The following is a 19,783-nucleotide window of genomic DNA, read 5'->3' on the forward strand; positions in this document are numbered from 1 at the left end:
CTGCTTTCAGGCTTTGGTCATTATCTCGCATATCGGAAATTTTTCATAGGGTCGGGGTGATCGCTATTTGACAGTATAGAAAAATCGCTGACCTTTTCGAAAAGCGATGGGGATACAGAATGGCTGGATTTCTCGAGAGCATTACTGGAGGACAGGCAGCCTCGGCAACTGTAGCGGCGGCATTGATAGCAGCATCCACCAGCGCTGTGGTGACCTTGCTTGTTCAGCTTATAGGATTTGGCGCCAATAAACGGCTTGAGAAGCTCAAATCGGAGCTGGTCGAACAAATCGAGTCCACAAAGGCCGAGCTTTCCGATCTCAACGCGTCCAGAAACGCGCGGCGGCTTTATGAAGAGATCGAACCACTTCTTTTTCAACTCTACGAGGCGTGTGAACAGTCATACTTTAGAGTAAAAAGCCTGTGCCGGTCTCAAAGAGGCGGAGATCTTGATTCATCTAAAGATAGCTGGCTAAGGCCTGAGGGATATTATCTATTTTCGACAGTATATTATCTTCTTCTTCCTATCGGGATTTTTAGGATAATTCAGAAAAAAATGACATTTGTTGACATATACGGCGATCCAGGGATCGCCCTTAAGTATTATTTGGCCAAGATCTATTTTTTTGCATTTACGGATGATTTTGTTGTGGCTGGATATGATCCTGTGCTGCCTTATGAACCAGATGCAGAAAATTGGGAGACTTTGCGGATCGAGCATCCGGAGCGCGTCATTCGGCAGGCCTTCGTTGTGGGCGATGTCGACGCCATCGCGGACGCGATGCTGCATAGCGAAGGCGGGGTGCTCCGGGTTAAGACTTATGGAGAGTTTGAAACGGCTGCTTCACTACGAGGAGAACAACGAGCTGTATTCGAGGAGGCGCTAGGTCTTTTCCAAAACTTCGAGTCGGGGCAACGTCCGGTCTTGGCACGCGTGCTGCTGGTTCTGGCTTGTTTGAGCGATCTCATCATATCTTCCTATGAGACGGACCCGACGCCGCAAGAAGCAGAGCGTATCGTGGCGGAATTTGTGACCTCAGATAAGTTCGGAAAAGGATTTGCCTGGGATCAGGAACTGACACCGAAGGAACGGGATTTTGTCCGGGACTACGTCGTCACCAGACTTGGCTGGATCCCCACGGGAGCCATCCGTGGCTTTAATTCGTGAAAAGACCACGGTCGGGATCACAGATCCACCGCTCTCCATCCATCCTTGCCGTCGCCGCCGAATTCCGCTAAGGCGCGCCTTTGTCGCCGGGGAGCAAGCACTTGGACGATCAACGCGCCGACGTTGCCATCATCATGGGCAGCCAGTCCGACTGGGCGACGATGCGCCACGCCGCCGAAACCCTGGAGGCCCTGGGCATCCCGCACAAGCGGCTGATCGTCTCCGCGCATCGCACGCCCGACCGGCTCTATGATTTCGCCAAGGGCGCCAAGGCTGCCGGCTACAAGGTGATCATCGCCGGTGCCGGCGGCGCCGCGCATCTGCCCGGCATGACGGCGGCGATGACGCCACTGCCGGTGTTCGGCGTGCCGGTGGAATCGAAGGCGCTCTCCGGCCAGGATTCGCTGCTGTCCATCGTCCAGATGCCGGCCGGCATTCCGGTGGGAACGCTGGCTATCGGCAAGGCCGGCGCGACCAATGCGGCACTTCTGGCCGCCGCCGTGCTGGCGCTCCACGACGACAGGCTTGCCGCGCGCCTCGACGCCTGGCGCGCCGCGCAGACCGCCAAGGTCGCGACCGAACCGACGGATACGCCGTGAGCCTGCCCGCCGGATCGACCATCGGCATCATTGGCGGCGGCCAGCTCGGCCGCATGCTGGCGATATCAGCCGCCCGCCTCGGCTACCGCACGGTGGTGCTCGAGCCGCAACCGGATTGCCCGGCGGCACAGGTCGCCAACCGGCAGATAACAGCCGCCTATGACGACCCGGCCGCACTTGCCGAACTGGCGGCGGCGAGCTCCGTCATCACCTACGAATTCGAGAACGTACCGGTCGCGGCCGCCAGCGCGCTTGCTGACAAGGCTTCGGTCTATCCGCCGGCGCGAGCGCTGGAAGTGGCACAGGACCGCGTCACCGAGAAGACGTTCCTCAATGGCATCGGCATTGCCACCGCCGATTTCCGCCCGGTCGACAATGACGACGACCTGACCGCGGCACTCAAGGCATTTGGCGGCAGCGGCATCCTCAAGACACGGCGCATGGGCTATGACGGCAAGGGCCAGCGCGTCTTCCGCAACATGGAAGCGGGCGGCTTTGCCGGCACCTGCGAGGCGATGGGCAATGTGCCGCTGATCCTTGAAAGCTTCGTGCCCTTCGAGCGCGAGATTTCGATGATTGCCGCGCGCGGCATCGACGGTGCCGTCGCCAGCTACGATCCGGCCGAGAATGTCCATCGCAACGGCATTCTCCACACATCCACCTTGCCGGCCGGCATAAGACCCGAGACGGCCGCGGCGGCCCGGGCGGCGGCGGCCAGGATATTGTCAGCGCTGGACTATGTCGGCGTCATCGGCGTCGAGTTCTTCGTGCTCGCCGACGGCTCGCTGCTGGCCAACGAGATCGCGCCGCGCGTGCATAATTCCGGCCACTGGACGGAGGCAGCCTGCATCGTTTCGCAGTTCGAGCAGCATGTCCGGGCCGTCGCCGGCCTGCCGCTGGGAGATCCTCGGCGTCATTCCGATTGCGTGATGGAGAACCTGATCGGCGATGACGTGCTGCGCGTTGCCGAGCTGCTCGCCGAGCCCGATCTGATGCTGCATCTCTACGGCAAGGCCGAGGCGCGCCCAGGCCGCAAGATGGGCCATTTCACCCGGATCAGCCGCCGCCGTTAGAGCAGGAAGAGCGTGAAGCGGTTTTCCGTCCGAATTGCGTCTGACAACGGAGAGAAGCCGGCACCCTACTGGACGTCGCCCTCGTCGTCTTCGGGACTGGCGCAACTCGCATCGCCTTCCTGGCAATTGGCCGCCGCGTCAAGCTGCTTGATGCGATCGTTGGTCAGCGTGGTCAGGCATTGCGAGACCTCCATCGCATGGATCGAACCGCCGTTGCTGGCCGCGGTGGAGTGCGCGCACTCGGCGTCGCGGAAACTGATCCATGCGCGTTGCGCCGCCTGCAGCAATTTCCTGTCATCGGCGTCACCGGAGCTGATGATATCCTGATAGGCCTGGTTGAGCTTGGCGTCGGCTGCCTGATAATCCTCGTCGGCGCAGATGTTCATCATCTGCTGGCTGTCGTCGGAGCGGTCGCACTCCTGGGCGCGGGCAGCCGAAGCTCCCGCCAGCAGGACAAGGCAGGCAGACAGGAAAATTCGGTGCATAGCCATCCCCAAATCACTTCACGGCCGCCGCATCATCCCAGCCGGACTCTGGCCACGCAATGCCGCAAGGCATCGATGGCGGATATTTGATGATGGGGATGGTTCACACTGGCCATGGAGCATGCTTGCGGTTGACACGGACAAGGCTCCTCGTTTATGAGCCACCCACAGTTCAAAGGCGCGTCTTCTGGCGCGCCTTAAAATTTCGACCCGGACCGGGTCCACACCGACAGGCAAGACCATGAAGATCAAGAATTCGCTCAAGGCGCTGAAGGCGCGTCATCGCGACAACCAGCTGGTTCGCCGCAAGGGCCGCGTCTACATCATCAACAAGACCGCCCCGCGCTACAAGGCACGCCAGGGCTGAGTTTTTCGGCCGGAGGCTCGTTGCCTCCGCCCACTTGATGCTTGTCGCCGGCCCTGCCGGTCGTTTCACGCCAAATTCATTTTGACGTTCCGCCGCCTGGGACTAGAGTCCGGCGATGCGGATTCTTTTTGCATTTTTCGTAAGCCTGCTTCTTTCCGGCGCCATTTGCTTGCCGGCACGGGCGGACGACGCGGTCGCGCCGCAGGCCGCCCCTGACGCGCCGCCAGCGGCAATGACGAAACAAGCCCGTCTCGATCAGTTGTTCAGCGACCTGAAGCGCGAGCGCAACGAAAGGGCGGCCGAGCGCATTGCCGGCAATATCTGGAACGAATGGTTCCAGTCCGGCAGCGCTTCGATCGACCTGATGATGCAATGGTCGCAGAAGGCCATCGAGAGCCAGAAGTTCGACGTCGCGCTCGATTTCCTCGACCAGGTGGTGACCTTGCAGCCGACCTATGCCGAAGGCTGGAACCGGCGCGCCACGGTGCATTTCATGATGAAGAACTACGGCAAGTCGATGTCCGACATCGACCATACGCTGCAGCTCGAGCCGCGCCATTTCGGCGCGCTGTCCGGCCTGGCGCAGATCATGGCCCTGACCGGCCACAAGCAATCGGCGCTCGAGGCCTGGCAGAAGGTGCTGGCCATCTATCCGATGCTGCGCAGTGCCCAGGACCAGGTCGCCACGCTTTCGGAAGAGCTTGCCGGCGAAGGCATTTGATTGCGCTAAGGGAATAGGAAGTAGGGATTGGGCAGTAGGTGCAGATCGCACTGCGGAACACACACACGCCCTACTGCCTACTGCCTACTGCCTATTCCCTATTCCCCTACTCCAGAACTTATCCCCCTCCACCCCCGTATCTCCCCGCATGAGCCTGATCTACGCCATGCTCGCCTTCCTGATGGCGCTTGTCTTCGGCCTCGTCGGCGTTACCCGCGCCGGCTCATGGCTGATCGAGCGCCGCAATCCCTCGATCGGCGAATTTGCCGACATCGGTGGCGCGCGCATCCACTATGTCCATGTTCCGGCGCCTGCCAATGCGGACCTGCCGCCGATCGTCTTCATCCATGGCGCCAGCGCCAATCTCAGGGACCAGATGCTGCCGCTAAGGCCACTGCTCGAAGGCCGCGCCGAAATGCTGTTCTTCGACCGGCCGGGTTTTGGCTGGTCGGAGCGCGGCCCGGGCAACAACGAGGATCCGTCGGCCCAGGCCAACACCATCGTCGCGCTGATGGACCGTCTCGGCATCAAGAAGGCCGTCATCGTCGGCCATTCTTTCGGCGGCGCGGTGACCACGGCCCTTGGCCGCGAACATCCCGACAAGACGCTCGGGCTGGTCTTCCTGGCGCCGGCGACCCATCCCTGGCCGGGCGGCGCAACCTCCTGGTACTATGATCTGACGACCATTCCTGTCCTCGGCTGGCTGTTTTCCGAGACGCTGACCTATCCGGCCGGAGCGCTGCGGATGGCTGATGCCACGACCTGCGTCTTCTCACCCAACAAGGCGCCGGACAATTATCTCGCGGCGGCGGCGATCTCGCTGGTGCTGCGGCCATCGGCCTTCCGTGACAACGCCACTGATGTCGCCGGGCTCTATCGCTATGCTGTTGGCGCCGCACCGCACTACACCGAGATCAAGGCGCCAACGGTGGTCATCTCGGGCGACCGCGACAAGGTCGTCTATGCGCATATCCATTCGATCGGCCTCAAGCGCGATATTTCCGGCGCCGAGCTCGTCTGGGTGCATAATCTCGGCCACAAGCCGGACTGGATTGCGCCCGACCTCGTCGTCGGCGCCATCGAGAGAGTCGCCGGCAAGACGGTTGATCTGCAGGCAATGGCGAAGGCCGTCGAGGCGAGGATCGCCAACGACGCCTACGATGCCGGCAAATGCGCCGATATCAAAGTGCCCGAAGCCAAGCTCGCGCCGACCTGAGCGGCCATGCCCGTGGCGCCTGAACCGGCTCTACCGGCTCCTCTGCCCATCCGATCCGACATAGGCGATGCGCAGCATGTTGGTCGAGCCCGGTGTCCTCAGCGGCACGCCGGCGGTGATGATGACGCGGTCGCCCGGCTTGCCGAACTCTTCTTCCAGGGCAATGCGGCAGGCACGATCGACCATGTCGTCGAGATCGATGGCATCGGGCGACACGACGCAATGCGTACCCCACAACAGCGACAGCCGACGCGCCGTGTTGACGATCGGCGACAGCGCGATAATTGGCACTTGCGGCCGCTCGCGGGCGGCGCGCAGGCCGGTGTTGCCGGACGCCGTGTAGGTGATGATCGCCGCCAGTTTCAGCGTCTCGGCGATTTCGCGGGCAGCCAGCGAAATGGCGTCGGCGCCGGTCGCTTCCGGCTCGGAGCGCTGCGCGTTGATGATGCCGGCATAGGTCGGGTCGGTTTCGACCTTGGTGGCAATGCGGTTCATCATCGCCACCGCCTCGACCGGGTAGGCACCCGCCGCCGATTCCGCCGACAGCATGATGGCGTCGGCGCCCTCGAAGACAGCGATCGAGACGTCGGAGACCTCGGCGCGGGTCGGCACCGGCGCGGTGATCATCGATTCCAGCATCTGCGTTGCAACCACCACCGGCTTGCCGGCGCGGCGCGCGGCGCGCGTGATCTGCTTCTGGATGCCAGGCACGGCCTCGAGTGGCATCTCGACGCCAAGATCGCCGCGGGCGACCATCAGCGCGTCTGACAGGTCGATGATCTCGGCCAGCCGGGCAACGGCCTGCGGCTTTTCGATCTTGGCCATGATCAGCGCCCGGCCGCGCGCGATCTTGCGCGCCTCGGCCAGATCTTCCGGTCGCTGCACGAATGACAGCGCCACCCAGTCGACGCCGGTGCCGAGCACTGCATCGAGGTCCTTGCGATCCTTCTCGGTCAGCGCCCCGACCGGCAGGTCGGTGTCGGGCAGGCTGACGCCCTTCTTGTCGGAAATCGTGGTGCCGGCAACGACGGTGCAGACGATTGCCTTGCCGTTGCTCTTTACCGCCCGCAGCTCGAGCTTGCCATCGTCGATCAACAGGCGATGACCGGCCTCGACCGAGCTCAGGATTTCCGGATGCGGCAGATAGACCCTGGCCGAGGTGCCGGGCTCGGGATTGTCGTCGAGCGTGAAGGTCTGGCCGACGGTCAGCACTTCCTTGCCATTGGCGAACTTGCCGACACGCAGTTTGGGGCCTTGCAGGTCGGCCAGGATGCCGATCGGCCGGCCAACCGCTTCCTCGACGGCGCGGATGCGCCCGACCAGGGTGCGCATCAGCTCGTGGTCGGTGTGGCTCATGTTGATGCGGAACACATCGGCGCCCGCTTCGAACAGCTTCTTCAGCATCTCCTCGGAAGAAGAGGCCGGGCCGATGGTGGCTAGGATCTTGACCTTGCGGCTGCGTCTCATTGACTGTTTGTTCCCGGGGCGGCTGGAGCGCCCCCCGTTGCGGGCTCATCGGTCAGCTGGACCATCCAGCTTGCCTGTTCACCCGTGTCATATTCCTGGAATCCGGCGCGCTGGAAGCCCCGGGCGACGCAGTCGGTCACGCCGGCGATCTTGAACTCTTTTTCAGCCACGCACATGTTGATCGGGCCGTCCCAGCGTCCGCCGCGCTCGGCGTCTTCTGCATAAAGGTAGTAAAATCTTGATGACAGCGGCCCTTCGATCAGCGTCTTGCAGCTCGATCCTTCGATGTGCCACCAGCCCTCGGTGATCCAGCCGGCCTTGGCGCGGTAGCCGATGCCGACACCGACGAGATTCTGCGTGGCGTTGCAGACGCGGAAATCGGCGCGGGCTGGCGAGGCCACGGCCATCGCCGAAAGGCCCACGGCCAGCGTCAGGAGCGGCATGGCGAAGGCAAGGCGCGTGCGCTGCCCGCCGGCGGAACTCATCCCGAAACCCTTCAAGAACCACATCAGCATCTCTCTGCGCCCCTTTTCGGAAAAGTCCGGGCGCATGTCAACGCGCCGTTTTGACCAATTCCAATCGATTTAGAAAGGCTCCGGCGCACTATCCGCCGACTTCTGCCAAGATTTCCGCAGAAACCTTGGCCAAACAACGGCATTGCGCGAGCGTCGTCTTCGTGGAATGACGATAGCACCCTCCCCGGAAGCCAGCGAACAGACCATTTCCCGCCAATGACCCGATCCACAGTTTTCGCGCCTTTCGACATTGTCGAGGGCGACCGCAAGCGGGGCATCGTGCTTCTGGCCGATCATGCCCGCCGCGACCTGCCCGGCGACTATGGCAGCCTCGGCTTGCCGGCGGCGGAGTTCGAGCGCCACATCGCCTATGACATCGGTGTCGAGACGGTGACGCGCGAGCTGGCCTCGCTGCTCGGCGTGCCGGCGGTGCTCGCCAATTTTTCGCGGCTGCTGATCGACCCCAATCGCGGCGAGGACGATCCGACGCTCATACGTCAGCTTTATGACGGCACGGTCGTGCCAGGAAACTACCCTCTTGCCCCGGAAGAACGCGCGAGACGGCTCGACGGTTTCTACCGGCCCTACCACGATGCGGTCGGCGCCATGATCGCCTCGGTCGCGCAGGCTTCCGCCAAGGCGCCCTTCATTTTCTCGGTGCATTCCTTCACCCCCTTCATGCAAGGGATCCAACGTCCCTGGCATGTCGGCATATTGTGGGACCGCGACGAGCGGGTGGCGCGACCACTGATCGACATGCTGGCCGAAGACAACACCCTTATCGTTGGCGACAATGAACCCTATGACGGAGCGCTGCGTGGTGACACCATGTACCGCCATGCCATCGTCAACGGCTTTGCCCATGCGCTGATCGAGATCCGCCAGGACCTGATCGCCAGCGGCAAGGACGCGCTTGCATGGGCCGAGCGCCTGGCGCCGATCGTTGACGCGATCGACCGCCGCCCCGATATACATGTCGTGAAGATGTTCGGCTCACGCACCGGGCCGATATGACGGAGGTTCCGATGACCGAACTCAGCGACGAGCAGAAGCGCGATTTCGAGGCTGCAGCCTTCCGCCGGCTGGTCGAGCATCTGCGCGAACGCAGCGACGTGCAGAACATCGACCTGATGAACCTCGCTGGCTTCTGCCGTAACTGCCTGTCGAACTGGTATCGCGAGGCAGCCAATGCCGAGGGCGTCGACCTCACCAAGGACCAGTCGCGCGAGATCGTCTACGGCATGCCCTATGCCGAATGGCAGGCGCTCAACCAGACCGAGGCCTCCGACGCCAAGAAGGCCGAATTCGAGGCAAGGCGACCCAAGGACCACTAGGTCAACCGTCGGTATCCCTCGATCGTTTTCAACGTCGTGTCTGGTCCAAGAACTTTCGGCAACGAATGCTTGACTGCAAATTGAATCGATCTAATTTGCCGCGCGAAGCCATTTTCTGACCGGATTCACCTTATGAACGCGTCAAACCCCATGCTGACTGCCATTCGCGGACGATGGGCCGTCGCGGCCATTTTCCTCGCCAATGGCTTCCTCACCGGCAGCTGGGCGCCGCAGATCCCGGTGTTCCTGACCCGGCTGGACATATCGAAGTTCACGCTTGGCCTGCTGATCCTGCTGTTCGGCGCCGGCGCCGTCACCGCCATGACCTGGTGCGGCCACCTGATCTCGAAGCATGGCTCGCGCAGCGTGCTGCGCTGGTTCGGGCTGTGCGGCAGCCTCGGCCTGCTGGTCGTGGCGCTGGCGCCGAATGTGCCGCTGGCGGCCATCGCCATGTTCATCTTCGGCGGCTCGATCGGCGGCATGGATGTCGCCATGAATGCCAATGCGGTGGTGGTTGAACGGCGCCTCTCCCGCGCCATCATGTCGTCCTCGCACGGCTTCTGGAGCCTCGGCGGTTTCGCCGGCGGCGCCCTCGGCGGCTTTGCCATCCAGGCCTACGGCCACCTCGCTCATGCCGCGGTGGTGACGGCGCTCGCTTTCGCGGTGATCGCGGTCGCGGTTCGCCATCTGATCGCCGAGGACAGGCCGCAGGCGGCCGAGCACCATAAATTCACGTTGCCGGCCAACCCGCTGGTCTACCTCGTCGGCCTGATGGCGCTGCTGACGATGATCTCCGAAGGCGCGGTGCTCGACTGGGCGGCGTTGTATCTGCGGCAGGAACTCGGCGCCGACCTCGCCATTGCCGGCCTCGCTTACGCCGCCTTTTCCGGTGTCATGGCGATCATGCGTTTCTTCGGCGATGGCGTGCGCAACCGCTTCGGTGCGGTCATGACGCTGCGCGGCTCGGCGGTTGTCGCCGCCGCCGGCATGCTGGTGGCCGGCCTGTCGCCCTCGCCCTGGCTTGCCATCGCGGCCTTTGCCTTGTGCGGCTTCGGCATCGCCAACATGGTGCCGATCATCTTTTCTGCTGGCGGCAACCAGGAAGGCATGTCGTCGGGCACCGGCATGAGCGTTGTCACCACCATGGGTTATTCCGGCATATTGGTGGCACCGTCGGCGATCGGCTTCGTTGCCGAGCATTCAAGCTTCGGGCCGATCTTCATTGCCATGTCGGGGCTGCTGATCGTCGTGTTGCTGATGGCCGGGCTCGCTCACCGCGCCGAATTCGCGCCCGCGCCGGCCGAATAGCGCTTCAGTTCCTCATGGAGGAAGTCCGCCACGCGACGGATGCGCACGCTGGTACGCACGTCGCGGTGCATGGCCAGCCACACCGGCAGCACCGGTAGCGGAAGACCAGGCAGCACCTTCTCCACCAAGGGATCACGATCGGCCAGCGGCTCCTGGCCGAGGCCGATGCCGTTTCCCGCCCGCACCGCCTCCCACAAGACGATCTGGTTGTCGGCCCTGAAGCGGAAACTGCCACGGGTGACAGGGATGCCAAACTGCACAAACCCCTTGATAATCTCGTCGCTGCGGTCGAAGCCGATCAGGGCGTGGCTGGCGAGGTCGCCGGGGCTCAGTGGACGACCAGCCCGATCGAGATAGGAACTGGCGGCGCAGGCACAGAGTGGGATGTCGCCGACCTTGCGCGCCACCAGCTCATTCTGTGCCGGCTCGACCATCCGGATAGCGATGTCGGCATCGCGCCGCAGCAGGTTCTCGACCTGGTTCGAAGCGACGATCTCGACCTCGATGCCGGGTTCCTCGATGCCAAGCCGCGCCGTCATCTCCGGCAGCACATAGGCCGCCACCACCTCGCTGGCGGCAATGCGCACCGTGCCTTCGATCGCCTCGACCGAGCCCAGCGCCAGCAGCGAAAACGCGCTCGCCTGCTCGCTGACCGCCTTGCCACGCTCGAACAGAGTGCTGCCGGCCTCTGTCAGCGAATAGCCGCGCCGCCCGCGCCGGAACAGCGTGACGCCGAGCGCCTGTTCGAGCTCGCCGATGTGTCGTCCGAGCGTCGGCTGGCTGGCCGACAGTTTTCGCGCGGCCGCCGACAGGCTGCCGGTTTCCGCCACGGTGACGAAGCTCTTGATCAGGTTCCAGTCGATGTCGTTCATTCATTTATGAATATCAACTCCTCATTCATAGTCAATTTCCATTCGTATATGGAGCGATCATATTCAGGCTGCAAACACCAACACGGAGACCAGAAATGACCAAGATCGCAATTCTCGGTGCCAATGGCCGCCTCGGCCGCGTCGTCGCCAGGGCCTTCATCGACGCCGGATACGATGTCCGCGCCATTACCCGCAGCGGCAAGGTGCCGGCCGAACTCAAGGGCGCCACGGCCATGGCCGGCGACGCCCTCAACCGCGAAGCGCTGATCCGCGCCACGCAAGGCGTCGACATCATCTTCAACGGTCTCAACCCGATCTACACCGACTGGGGCAAATGCCTGCCGATGGCCGAAAACGTCATGGCCGCCTGCCATGCCAACGGCGCGCTGCATCTGTTCCCCGGCACCGTCTACAATTACGGCTCGCCGATGCCGGCGGTGATCACCGAGGACACCCCCTTTCATCCAACGACCGAGAAGGGCCGCATCCGCACCGCCATGGAGGATCTCTTTCGCAGCGAGGCAGAGGCCGGCCGAGTCCGCACCATTCTGTTGCGGGCCGGCGATTTCTTCGGCGGCACCGGCAGCGGCTCATGGTTCGACTTGGTCGTCGCCGCCAAGTTGAACAAGGGTATCTATACTGCGCCGGGGCCGGTCGGTCTGGTGCATGAATGGGCCTACCTGCCGGACTTCGCCAAGGCCTTCGTCGGCCTGGCCGCAAATCTCGACAGGCTCGGCGCCTATGAAGCCCTGAACTTTCCGGGCCATCCCGTCACCGATCTGCAAATCAAGGCGGCTTCCGAGAAGGCGCTTGGCCGGCCGCTGAAGATGACCTCGATGCCCTGGTGGGTGCTGCGTGCCGGCAGTCCCTTCGTGGCGATGTGGCGCGAAATCGTCTCGATGTCCTATCTGCGCTTCGAGCCACATCAACTGGCCTCGGCAAGGCTTGCCGGCATCATCGGCGAAATCCCGCATACGCCGCTGGACCAGGCGGTCGCGCAGGCCCTCAAGGATATCGGCGTCGCCACCGTGAATGGCATTTCGAAAGCAGCCTGACATGCAGGGTGGCGGGCATGGTTGCCACCCGCCAGCCGCCTTCCTTCCACGGATGGCCTCAAAGTCGCCCCATCAACAGCAACACCAGGAGCACCACCAGCACCACGCCGACAATGCCCGACGGCCCGTAACCCCAGGAACGCGAATGCGGCCAGGCCGGCACCGCGCCGATGAGGACAAGGATCAGGACGATGATGATGATGGTGGTGATCGGCATGAGAAATCCCCCGCATTTGACGTTCTGCTACGGCGCAATGCTCGGCATTGCTCAGGGGGACAATGCAAAAGGCCGCCCGGTTGTTCCGGGCGGCCTTTGCATCAGGAATTCGCGGACAGGTTTATTCGGCCGCCTTTGGAAAGGCGATCGCCGGCTCGTCGCCCACGTCCGGGCTCGGCGTGTCGGTCGACGAAACCGTTCCCTTGCCGCGCCGGAATAGCCGGCGGAAAAACGCGTGGAACCGACTGTTCTTGCTGCGTGTGAAGATCATCAGCATCGACGGCGTCACCACCAGCGTCAGCAGGGTGGCGAAGGACAGGCCGAAGACGATTGCCGAGGACAGCGAAATCCACCATTGCGTCGACGGCGCGTTGATCGTCGTCTCGTGGTGGAAGATCTCGAGGCCGAGACCAAAGGCGATCGGCAACACGCCAAGGATGGCCGACACCGCCGTCAGCACCACCGGACGGGCGCGTTCCCTGCAGGTCTGCAGCACCGCCTCCATCTTGTCCCAGCCTTCTTCGCGCAGCCGGTCATAAGTGTCGATCAGCACGATGTTGTTGTTCACCACAACGCCGGCCAGTGCGATGACACCGATGCCCGACATGACGATGCCGAATGCCTCTCCGGTCAAAAGCAGTCCCAGGAACACGCCGATCGTCGCCATGACCACGCAGGACAGCACCATCAGCACGCTGGTGAACTTGTTGAACTGCATCAGGAGCACGAGGAAGATCAGGAAGATCGCGGCCCCGAACGCCTTGCCCAGGAAGGCGCTGGCTTCGGCGCTGTCCTCGTTCGACCCGGCCAGCTTCCAGCGGATGCCGCTGCCGAGATTCATATCGGCGACAGCCTGGGTAACCTCCTGCTGCACGGCGGCAACCTGGGCCCCGGCGGTGACATTGGCCTGCACCACCACGGTGCGCGCGCCGTCGATGCGATTGAGGATGCCGACGCTCGGTTTCGCCTTGCGGACGACGAAGTTCGAGATCGGCACCGAGCCTTGCGCGGTCTGCACCCTGAGTTCGTCAAGCGTCGACAGCGTGCGCCGGTCCTCCGGCAAGCGCAGCCGGATGTCGACCGCCTTGTCGGCGCCGGCCGGCCGATATTCGCTGAGTTTCAGACCGTTGGTGACGAGTTGCACCACCGTTCCAACCGAGGTCGGGCTGATGCCGTATTGGGCTGCCTTGGCGCGGTCGACCTCGAGCGCCCAGTCGACGCCGGGCGGCGGCAGGCCGTCGGAAATGTCGATGACGCCGGGCACCTTGGCAATACGTGCCGCGACGGCGCGGGCCTTCTCGTCCAACCCCTGGGGGTCGACCGCCGAAAGCCTGATCTGGATCGGCTTGCCGGTCGGCGGGCCGGCCTCCGGCACGCGCACCTCGACATCGACGCCGGGAATGCCGGCCATGACGCCGCGCAGATCGCTCAGGATCTGATTGGCCGATTTGCGCTCACGCCAGTCGACGAATTCGTACTGGATGACGCCAACCACGTCCTCCGGAACGTCCTGGCCGCCGCCTTGCGTCTTGCCGACGCGGGTATAGACCGATTTGATGCCGGGCCAGCCGAGCAGCCTGTTTTCAGCGATCTTCGTCGCGGTATCCATTTCGGCCAGCGAAAGATTGCCACGGGCGTGCACGTAGAGCAGGCCGTAGTCGGGCTCGACACTGGGGAAGAACTCGACACCCGCGCCATATTTGGAATAGGCAAAGCCGACGCCGAACAGCAACGCAACGGTCAGCAAAACCACGGTGATCGGGAAGCGTACCGCCTGCTTGACGATGGCCATGTACCAGCCGTCGCGATTGTCATTCTCGTGGGGCTGGGGCGCCTTGGCGAAGATCGCCCCGAGCGTCGGCGCGAACACCAGCGCATAGAGCATCGAGGCCGACAGCGTGACGATCAGCGTGATCGGCATGTATTTCATGAAGTCGCCGATGATGCCCGGCCAGAACAGCAACGGCGAGAAAGCGGCAATGCGCGTCATCGTCGCGGCGATGACCGGACCGGCCATGCGCCTGGCGGCGAGCGCGAACGCGTCCGCCTTCGGCATGCCCTCGCTCATCCGCCGTTCGGCGAACTCGGTAACGATGATGGCGTCGTCGACCAGCATGCCGACCGCCAGGATGAGGCTGAACAGCACGATCATGTTGATCGTGTAACCCATCATCGCCAGGAGCAGGATGCCGATAAGGAACGATGACGGAATGGCGAGGCCAATGAGCAGCGAGGCTCGGCCGGACAGCGCATAGAGGATGACGATGAACACCAGGATGACGGCGATCATCACATGGTTCTGCAGGTCGCCGAGCAGTTGGTTGACGAAGACCGACTTGTCCTGGGTGTAGGTGACGTTCATGCCTTGCGGCATGGTCTTGACGAAGGCGTCGGACACCGCCCGCACCTTGGTCAGCGTGTCGATCAGATTGGCGCCGATGCGCTTCTTGACTTCGATGGCGATGGCCGGCTTGCCGTTGAGACGGGTGATCGTCTCGGCATCGGCGAAGGTCGAACGGATCGTCGCGATGTCCTTGGCCTGCACCACGGCATTGGGACCGGCGACCACGGGCAGCGCCGCCACATCCTCCGGCGTCTCGATCAGCGACGGCACCTTGACCGCGTATTTGCCCTGCGAGCCCTCGATGTTGCCGGCGGCGACCAGGCTGTTGGAGGCGCCGACGGCGCCGATCAGCTGATCGAGCTGCAGCCCGTAGGAAGACAGTTTCATCGGATCGATGACGACTTCGACGAGGTCGTCACGAGAGCCCTGCAGCGAGCCTTCGAGAACGCCGGGCACTTCCTCGATACGGTCGCGCAACTCGCGCGCCGCGGCGGTCAGCACGCGCTCGGGCAATTCGCCCGACAGGGTGACGACGAGCACGGGGAATTCGGAAATGTTGACTTCGGTGACGACAGGCTCCTCGGCCGCCTGCGGCAGGTCCGCCTTGCCGTCCTGTACCTTGCTGCGCGTATCCTGCAGCGCCGTCGCCAGGTTGGTCTGCGGCTGGAATTCGACCAGCACATAGCCGCCGCCCTGGAAGGCGGCCGAGCGCATCTCCTTGAGGCCCTTCAGGCTCTTCAGCTTGCTTTCCATCGGCCGCAGCAGAAGGCGCTCCGAATCCTCCGGCGAAATGCCTTGATAGATCAGGCTGACATACATCATCGGAATTGGAACGTCGGGTTCTGCTTCCTTCGGCGTCGACTGATAGGCGACCCAGCCAGCGAGCAGAAGGAAGGCCAGCACCGAGATGGTCAGGCGGGCATTGTTGATTGCGAGTCTGACGATATCCATGGCCAATGCCTGTTCTTGAATTTCAGGAGCTGCGTCGCAGCCGATTGTCCCCGCCCAGGGCTTTTCCGGCGCAAGCCGCGCTACTGCGTCCCTGCGGTCACTTCGCCCAACAGCTTCTGGATCGTCGCCTGGTCAGCCTCGACCGGCTTGACCTCATCGCCTTCCTTAACCAGTTCCTGGCCGGCGACGATGATGCGCGTGTCGACCGGAATGCCGCCGAGCACGAGGCCGGTCGGCGTGTCGTCGACCAGATCGATCGGGAAGAACACAACCTTGTTGTCCTTGTCGACGGCACGGATGCCGAGATCGCCCTTGTCGCCGAGCGTCACCACCGAGCGCGGCAGCATGATGGCGTCGGTCGGCAACGCGCTGAGCGCGATTTCCGCTGTCATGCCGGCCGGCACGGAGCCATCGGCATTGGGGATCGCGACCTCGACGCGGAAGGTCCGGGTCGCCGACGACGCATCGCGGCTGATGTAGCGCACGGTGCCCTCGACGGTCTGGCCGCTGACCAGCCTCACGCTGGCCTTGTCGCCGATCTTGAGGTAGCCGAGATCACGCTCGCTGACTTCGCCGCGGGCAATCACCGGATCGAGCTTGAGGATGGTTGCCACCTCGCTGCCCTGCATGATGGAACTGCCAAGTTCCACCGGCACCCGGTCAATGACGCCGTCGAAAGGCGCCTTCACCTCGTTGCGGTCAAGTTCGGCCTGGGCCGTCTCCAGCATGGACTGGGCCGCGGTCAGGTTGGAGCGGGCGGTGTCGAGTTGCAGCTTGGGCAGATTGCCGGTCTTGGCCAGCCGCTCGGAAGCGTCGAGCTCGGCCTGACGTTGCACCAGCAGTTGCCTGGCATTGTCGACCGTCGAGATCTTGTCCTCGGCGGCCAGCATCAGCACCAGATCGCCAGTCTTGACGTGCTGGCCCTGCTTGACTGGCAGCTTGTCGATGACACCGGCGACGCGTGTCGCCAGAACAGCCCGCTTGTCGGCTTCGGTCAGCCCGGATATGCGGATGGCGCGCGCATAGGTGCGGCGCGGCGGCGTCACCACCGCGACCGTGCGCAGCGGTGCCTTTGGCTCGGCCTCCGCCGTCTTCGGCTTGCCCGCATCCGGCGTCTTGGCCTGGTCGGCCTCGGCCGCCTTGGCCTTGTTCGCCGCTACGCTGCCGACCGACGAGAATTCACCCGTCCCCATCCACGCCGCGAAACCAACAAGCACAACAACGGCTGCAAGCTTGTGAAACCTGATTTTAGGCATCGTCGTTTTTTCCACTGTGGGTTCGGCACTGCGTCCTCGAAACGCGGGCGCGTCGCCGATATGGGTGCGCGCCAAGCCGTGTTCAAATTGCCGTGAACGGCGAAGCGCGCTTTTACATCAAAGTTGCACCGCAATATAGTCTGAAAGTTGCAAGACCATTACGGGGCCGGACAAGATGCGGCTGCCGCCGTCCGGTTCGCCGGTCGCTTGGTGGGTGGCTGGCGCCGTGCCGGGGAACCGCTCCCGATCAGCCCCGGTGGCCAGCTTCGAACGACTGGCCTGTCCACGGCCGTCATGCAGCGCGACAACCGTCAACATGAAGCCGCCGATGCGCGCTGGACTTCTTGATCTGGATGCGGATTTCGACCGGGAATTTGTCGCGCCAGACAAGCTCGGCGACGGGAAATGCCAGCCCCCACGCCAGGTCGTCCAAGCAATCCATTGAAATCGCTGTACAAATTGCGAGATGCCGAACTCGGACCCTGATTGCCGAAGCCCGACCGGCCAGCGTCGAGCCAAACGTTGCAGGCGCGAACGCGAGAGGCGTCGAGATGCCTTGAACCAGCGCGGCCTGCCGTTGGCGACATGACGCCCGGTGCAGCGTGGAGGCAAGAACACCGACTATATCCAACGCCATTCGGAGCGACGGTGCCGGCCGTCGCGCTGGATCGTTTCTGACGCTTCCGTGCGATTGGGGCAGCGCCGCCGGACACAGCATGGCAGCAGGCGTCAGGATAATGAGGAGATCTTCACACGCGGCGGTTGTCGGCTTGCCGAAGCCGGCCAGCGCCAGCGCTCCTCAGGCCTGCCGGCGAGCCGCCTCCGGGTTCTTGCGAACCGCGAGGAATTCCTTCACCCGCCGGCCGGGTGCGGGACCATGCACCGGCTTGAAGCCGTCATCGAGTTCGCCGGAAAGGTCGAGCGTCGGGCGATTGCCAACGGCGTCGTAGTTCTCCTCCAGCCAGTCGCTGGCGGCGGTGCGGCCGAGATCGCGCAGATAGGCCAGGAACGCCCATTCGGCATTGACCTTCGACGATGCCGACAGATCCTTGAACGCCTCGTCGGCATCGATGCGATGCATGCGGATGTCGCGGTATTCGCCATGCGGCAAACGGCCAGCCGCGATCAGCTCCTTGACGAAGGCGATCGAGCGGAATTCGCGCAGCAGCCCGGCGTTGAAGGTGATCTCGTCGATGCGGTTCTGGATTTCGTTGGCGCTCCTTGGCGTTCCTTCCCGCACCACCGGGTTGATCTGCACCAGAAGCACGTCCTCGGTCGCCGCCGTCTTGAAGAACGGGAACAACGCCGGATTGCCGCCATAGCCGCCGTCCCAATAGGGCACGCCCTTGATCTCGACGGCGCGGAACAATTGCGGCAGGCAAGCCGAAGCCATCACCGTGTCGAGGTCGATCTCGCCATCGGAAAAGACACGCAACTGCCCGGTTTCGACATTGGTTGCGGAGATGAACAATTCCATCTCCTTGCAGGCGCGCACATTGGCGAAATCGATCTCCTGCTGAACCACGTCGCGCAGCGGATTGAGGCCGAGCGGGTTGGCGACATAGGGCGAGAACACCCGTGACATGGTGTCGAAGAAAGCATAGCCCGGCGTGTTCTCGATCGACCAATTGCCCCAGGCAACATCCCACGGCATGCGCTGCACCGGGCTGAACCGGCCCTTCGCGGCCACCGCGCGCCAGAAATCCTCGAGCTTTTGCCGCGCCCCGTCGACCCCGCCGCGCACGAAGCCATCGGCCAGCGCCACCGCGTTCATCGCGCCGGCGCTGGTGCCGGACACCGCTGATATCTCCAGCCTGCCATCCTCCAGCAGCCGGTCGAGCACGCCCCAGGAAAAGGCGCCGTGCGAGCCGCCACCCTGAAGCGCGATGTTGATTTTCTTCTTCTCCTCCGCCTTGCCGTTTTTCGTCATGGCGTCGTCCTTGATCTGCCGAGCTGGCTTGTTTCGGGTTTGTCGATTCTGTCTGGCCGGCCCTGTGGGTAGCTGAGAAAATGTCCGGACTTACGCGGCCGTCCAGCCGCCATCAACCGAGAGATGCGTGCCGTTGACCTGCGCCGCCGCATCCGAGCACAGGAACACCGCTGCCGCCGCGATCTGCTCGACCGTGACGAATTCCTTGGTCGGTTGCTTGTCCAGCATGACCTCGCGAATGACGGTCTCGCGATCCATCTTGTTGGCTTTCATCTGGTCGGGGATCTGAGCCTCGACCAGCGGCGTCAGCACATAGCCCGGGCAGATGGCATTGCAGGTGATCTTCTCACGCGCGAGCTCGAGCGCGACGGTCTTGGTCAACCCCATGATGCCGTGCTTGGCCGAGACGTAGGCCGATTTGAACGGCGAGGCGACCAGGCCGTGCGCCGAGGCGATGTTGACGATCCGGCCGCCGCCGGCCTTCTTCATCAGCGGGATCGCGGTTGCGATGGTGTGGAACGCCGACGACAGGTTGATGGCGATGATGGCGTCCCATTTCTCGATCGGGAACTCTTCCACCGGCGCGACATGCTGGATGCCGGCATTGTTGACGAGGATATCGACCGAACCGAATGTCCCGGCCGCTTTGGCGACAAGCGCCCGGCATTCGGCCGGTTTCGACATGTCGGCCTTGATGTAGGCGGTCTTCACCTTGTGCTGTTTGGCGATCGCATCGGCGATGGCATGGTCGGCGGCCGTGTCGGAGAAGGAGTTGACGACGACATCATGGCCTTCGGCCGCCAGCGCCTGGGCTATGGCCAGGCCAATGCCCGATGTGGAGCCGGTGACGACGGCGGTTTTCCTGATGGCCAAGGGCGGAATCCTCTGGTTGCGGCAAGAACAGTCT

General features: G+C 63.3%; 19 protein-coding genes. 10 read left to right on the plus strand and 9 right to left on the minus strand.

Annotated elements, in window-relative coordinates; genetic code table 11:
* The first annotated feature begins 119 nt into the window (after window positions 1-119).
* From OOJ09_RS23535 to OOJ09_RS23545, 3 genes are all read left to right on the plus strand, one after another.
* Entirely contained in the window at window positions 120-1,166 is a 1,047-nt protein-coding gene (locus tag OOJ09_RS23535; RefSeq protein ID WP_269907501.1) for a hypothetical protein, read from the plus strand.
* Window positions 1,167-1,267: 101 nt separating this feature from the next.
* Window positions 1,268-1,765 carry a 5-(carboxyamino)imidazole ribonucleotide mutase gene (purE, locus tag OOJ09_RS23540; protein ID WP_269907502.1) on the plus strand — a complete coding sequence of 166 codons (498 nt, stop codon included), beginning with the start codon at window positions 1,268-1,270 and terminating at the stop codon, window positions 1,763-1,765.
* The gene (locus OOJ09_RS23545) at window positions 1,762-2,838 is read left to right on the plus strand and encodes a 5-(carboxyamino)imidazole ribonucleotide synthase (protein WP_269907503.1); all 1,077 of its coding nucleotides are present in this window, start codon (window positions 1,762-1,764) and stop codon (window positions 2,836-2,838) included. The genes purE and OOJ09_RS23545 overlap by 4 nt, the downstream gene beginning before the upstream one ends.
* 65 nt (window positions 2,839-2,903) lie before the next feature.
* On the opposite strand, the gene OOJ09_RS23550 is transcribed toward OOJ09_RS23545, so the two are convergent.
* Window positions 2,904-3,323, minus strand: coding sequence for a lysozyme inhibitor LprI family protein (locus OOJ09_RS23550; protein ID WP_269907504.1), 420 nt, complete (start codon window positions 3,321-3,323; stop codon window positions 2,904-2,906).
* Window positions 3,324-3,564: 241 nt separating this feature from the next.
* Between OOJ09_RS23550 and ykgO the strand changes: the two genes are divergently transcribed.
* The 3 genes from ykgO (at window position 3,565) to OOJ09_RS23565 (ending at window position 5,627) form a co-directional block, all read left to right on the plus strand.
* Window positions 3,565-3,690 carry a type B 50S ribosomal protein L36 gene (ykgO, locus tag OOJ09_RS23555; RefSeq protein WP_006327841.1) on the plus strand — a complete coding sequence of 42 codons (126 nt, stop codon included), beginning with the start codon at window positions 3,565-3,567 and terminating at the stop codon, window positions 3,688-3,690.
* Between the two features lie 115 nt (window positions 3,691-3,805).
* On the plus strand, window positions 3,806-4,411 hold the full coding sequence (locus OOJ09_RS23560; RefSeq protein WP_269907505.1) for a tetratricopeptide repeat protein: 606 nt from the start codon (window positions 3,806-3,808) through the stop codon (window positions 4,409-4,411).
* A gap of 148 nt (window positions 4,412-4,559) precedes the next feature.
* Window positions 4,560-5,627 carry an alpha/beta fold hydrolase gene (locus tag OOJ09_RS23565; protein WP_269907506.1) on the plus strand — a complete coding sequence of 356 codons (1,068 nt, stop codon included), beginning with the start codon at window positions 4,560-4,562 and terminating at the stop codon, window positions 5,625-5,627.
* Window positions 5,628-5,657: 30 nt separating this feature from the next.
* Here the strand turns inward: OOJ09_RS23565 and pyk are convergent, their stop codons facing one another.
* Window positions 5,658-7,094 (minus strand): pyruvate kinase, encoded by a 1,437-nt coding sequence (pyk, locus tag OOJ09_RS23570; protein WP_269907507.1) that lies wholly within the window; start codon window positions 7,092-7,094, stop codon window positions 5,658-5,660.
* Window positions 7,091-7,609, minus strand: coding sequence for a DUF1036 domain-containing protein (locus tag OOJ09_RS23575; RefSeq protein ID WP_269907508.1), 519 nt, complete (start codon window positions 7,607-7,609; stop codon window positions 7,091-7,093). Before OOJ09_RS23575 ends, pyk begins: the two co-directional genes overlap by 4 nt.
* A 216-nt stretch (window positions 7,610-7,825) precedes the next feature.
* Between OOJ09_RS23575 and OOJ09_RS23580 the strand changes: the two genes are divergently transcribed.
* From OOJ09_RS23580 to OOJ09_RS23590, 3 genes are all read left to right on the plus strand, one after another.
* Complete coding sequence (locus OOJ09_RS23580) at window positions 7,826-8,623, plus strand: N-formylglutamate amidohydrolase (protein ID WP_269907509.1); 798 nt, start codon at window positions 7,826-7,828, stop codon at window positions 8,621-8,623.
* An 11-nt stretch (window positions 8,624-8,634) separates the two neighbouring features.
* Entirely contained in the window at window positions 8,635-8,943 is a 309-nt protein-coding gene (locus OOJ09_RS23585) for a DUF1244 domain-containing protein (RefSeq protein WP_269907510.1), read from the plus strand.
* 132 nt (window positions 8,944-9,075) lie between these two features.
* Window positions 9,076-10,251, plus strand: a complete 1,176-nt coding sequence (locus OOJ09_RS23590) for an MFS transporter (protein ID WP_269907511.1) — start codon at window positions 9,076-9,078, stop codon at window positions 10,249-10,251.
* Here the strand turns inward: OOJ09_RS23590 and OOJ09_RS23595 are convergent.
* The gene (locus OOJ09_RS23595) at window positions 10,215-11,123 is read right to left on the minus strand and encodes a LysR family transcriptional regulator (RefSeq protein WP_269907512.1); all 909 of its coding nucleotides are present in this window, start codon (window positions 11,121-11,123) and stop codon (window positions 10,215-10,217) included. The genes OOJ09_RS23590 and OOJ09_RS23595 overlap by 37 nt on opposite strands.
* Window positions 11,124-11,218: 95 nt before the next feature.
* Between OOJ09_RS23595 and OOJ09_RS23600 the strand changes: the two genes are divergently transcribed.
* Window positions 11,219-12,178 (plus strand): SDR family oxidoreductase, encoded by a 960-nt coding sequence (locus tag OOJ09_RS23600; RefSeq protein ID WP_269907513.1) that lies wholly within the window; start codon window positions 11,219-11,221, stop codon window positions 12,176-12,178.
* 58 nt (window positions 12,179-12,236) lie between these two features.
* Here OOJ09_RS23600 and OOJ09_RS23605 read toward each other — a convergent pair whose 3' ends face one another.
* From OOJ09_RS23605 to OOJ09_RS23625, 5 genes are all read right to left on the minus strand, one after another.
* The gene (locus OOJ09_RS23605; protein ID WP_269907514.1) at window positions 12,237-12,395 is read right to left on the minus strand and encodes a DUF3309 family protein; all 159 of its coding nucleotides are present in this window, start codon (window positions 12,393-12,395) and stop codon (window positions 12,237-12,239) included.
* Between the two features lie 121 nt (window positions 12,396-12,516).
* Window positions 12,517-15,690 carry an efflux RND transporter permease subunit gene (locus OOJ09_RS23610; RefSeq protein ID WP_269907515.1) on the minus strand — a complete coding sequence of 1,058 codons (3,174 nt, stop codon included), beginning with the start codon at window positions 15,688-15,690 and terminating at the stop codon, window positions 12,517-12,519.
* Window positions 15,691-15,770: 80 nt separating this feature from the next.
* On the minus strand, window positions 15,771-16,946 hold the full coding sequence (locus tag OOJ09_RS23615; RefSeq protein ID WP_269907516.1) for an efflux RND transporter periplasmic adaptor subunit: 1,176 nt from the start codon (window positions 16,944-16,946) through the stop codon (window positions 15,771-15,773).
* A 799-nt stretch (window positions 16,947-17,745) separates the two neighbouring features.
* Entirely contained in the window at window positions 17,746-18,876 is a 1,131-nt protein-coding gene (locus tag OOJ09_RS23620) for a patatin-like phospholipase family protein (RefSeq protein WP_269907517.1), read from the minus strand.
* Between the two features lie 90 nt (window positions 18,877-18,966).
* Entirely contained in the window at window positions 18,967-19,749 is a 783-nt protein-coding gene (locus tag OOJ09_RS23625; protein ID WP_420107539.1) for a 3-hydroxybutyrate dehydrogenase, read from the minus strand.
* Window positions 19,750-19,783: the final 34 nt, after the last annotated feature.

This window comes from Mesorhizobium qingshengii (genome assembly GCF_027563465.1).
In the GTDB taxonomy this organism is placed as follows: Bacteria; Pseudomonadota; Alphaproteobacteria; order Rhizobiales; family Rhizobiaceae; genus Mesorhizobium; species Mesorhizobium qingshengii_A.

Bases quoted from the DNA above. Each gene is read 5' to 3' on its own strand.
- ykgO (WP_006327841.1), top strand. From the start codon at position 3,565: ATGAAGATCAAGAATTCGCTCAAGGCGCTGAAGGCGCGTCATCGCGAC.
- OOJ09_RS23580 (WP_269907509.1), top strand. From the start codon at position 7,826: ATGACCCGATCCACAGTTTTCGCGCCTTTCGACATTGTCGAGGGCGAC.
- OOJ09_RS23615 (WP_269907516.1), bottom strand. From the start codon at position 16,946: ATGCCTAAAATCAGGTTTCACAAGCTTGCAGCCGTTGTTGTGCTTGTT.
- OOJ09_RS23595 (WP_269907512.1), bottom strand. From the start codon at position 11,123: ATGAACGACATCGACTGGAACCTGATCAAGAGCTTCGTCACCGTGGCG.
- OOJ09_RS23590 (WP_269907511.1), top strand. From the start codon at position 9,076: ATGAACGCGTCAAACCCCATGCTGACTGCCATTCGCGGACGATGGGCC.
- pyk (WP_269907507.1), bottom strand. From the start codon at position 7,094: ATGAGACGCAGCCGCAAGGTCAAGATCCTAGCCACCATCGGCCCGGCC.
- OOJ09_RS23575 (WP_269907508.1), bottom strand. From the start codon at position 7,609: ATGCTGATGTGGTTCTTGAAGGGTTTCGGGATGAGTTCCGCCGGCGGG.
- OOJ09_RS23620 (WP_269907517.1), bottom strand. From the start codon at position 18,876: ATGACGAAAAACGGCAAGGCGGAGGAGAAGAAGAAAATCAACATCGCG.
- OOJ09_RS23560 (WP_269907505.1), top strand. From the start codon at position 3,806: ATGCGGATTCTTTTTGCATTTTTCGTAAGCCTGCTTCTTTCCGGCGCC.
- OOJ09_RS23600 (WP_269907513.1), top strand. From the start codon at position 11,219: ATGACCAAGATCGCAATTCTCGGTGCCAATGGCCGCCTCGGCCGCGTC.
- OOJ09_RS23610 (WP_269907515.1), bottom strand. From the start codon at position 15,690: ATGGATATCGTCAGACTCGCAATCAACAATGCCCGCCTGACCATCTCG.
- OOJ09_RS23535 (WP_269907501.1), top strand. From the start codon at position 120: ATGGCTGGATTTCTCGAGAGCATTACTGGAGGACAGGCAGCCTCGGCA.
- OOJ09_RS23605 (WP_269907514.1), bottom strand. From the start codon at position 12,395: ATGCCGATCACCACCATCATCATCATCGTCCTGATCCTTGTCCTCATC.
- OOJ09_RS23585 (WP_269907510.1), top strand. From the start codon at position 8,635: ATGACCGAACTCAGCGACGAGCAGAAGCGCGATTTCGAGGCTGCAGCC.
- OOJ09_RS23550 (WP_269907504.1), bottom strand. From the start codon at position 3,323: ATGCACCGAATTTTCCTGTCTGCCTGCCTTGTCCTGCTGGCGGGAGCT.
- OOJ09_RS23565 (WP_269907506.1), top strand. From the start codon at position 4,560: ATGAGCCTGATCTACGCCATGCTCGCCTTCCTGATGGCGCTTGTCTTC.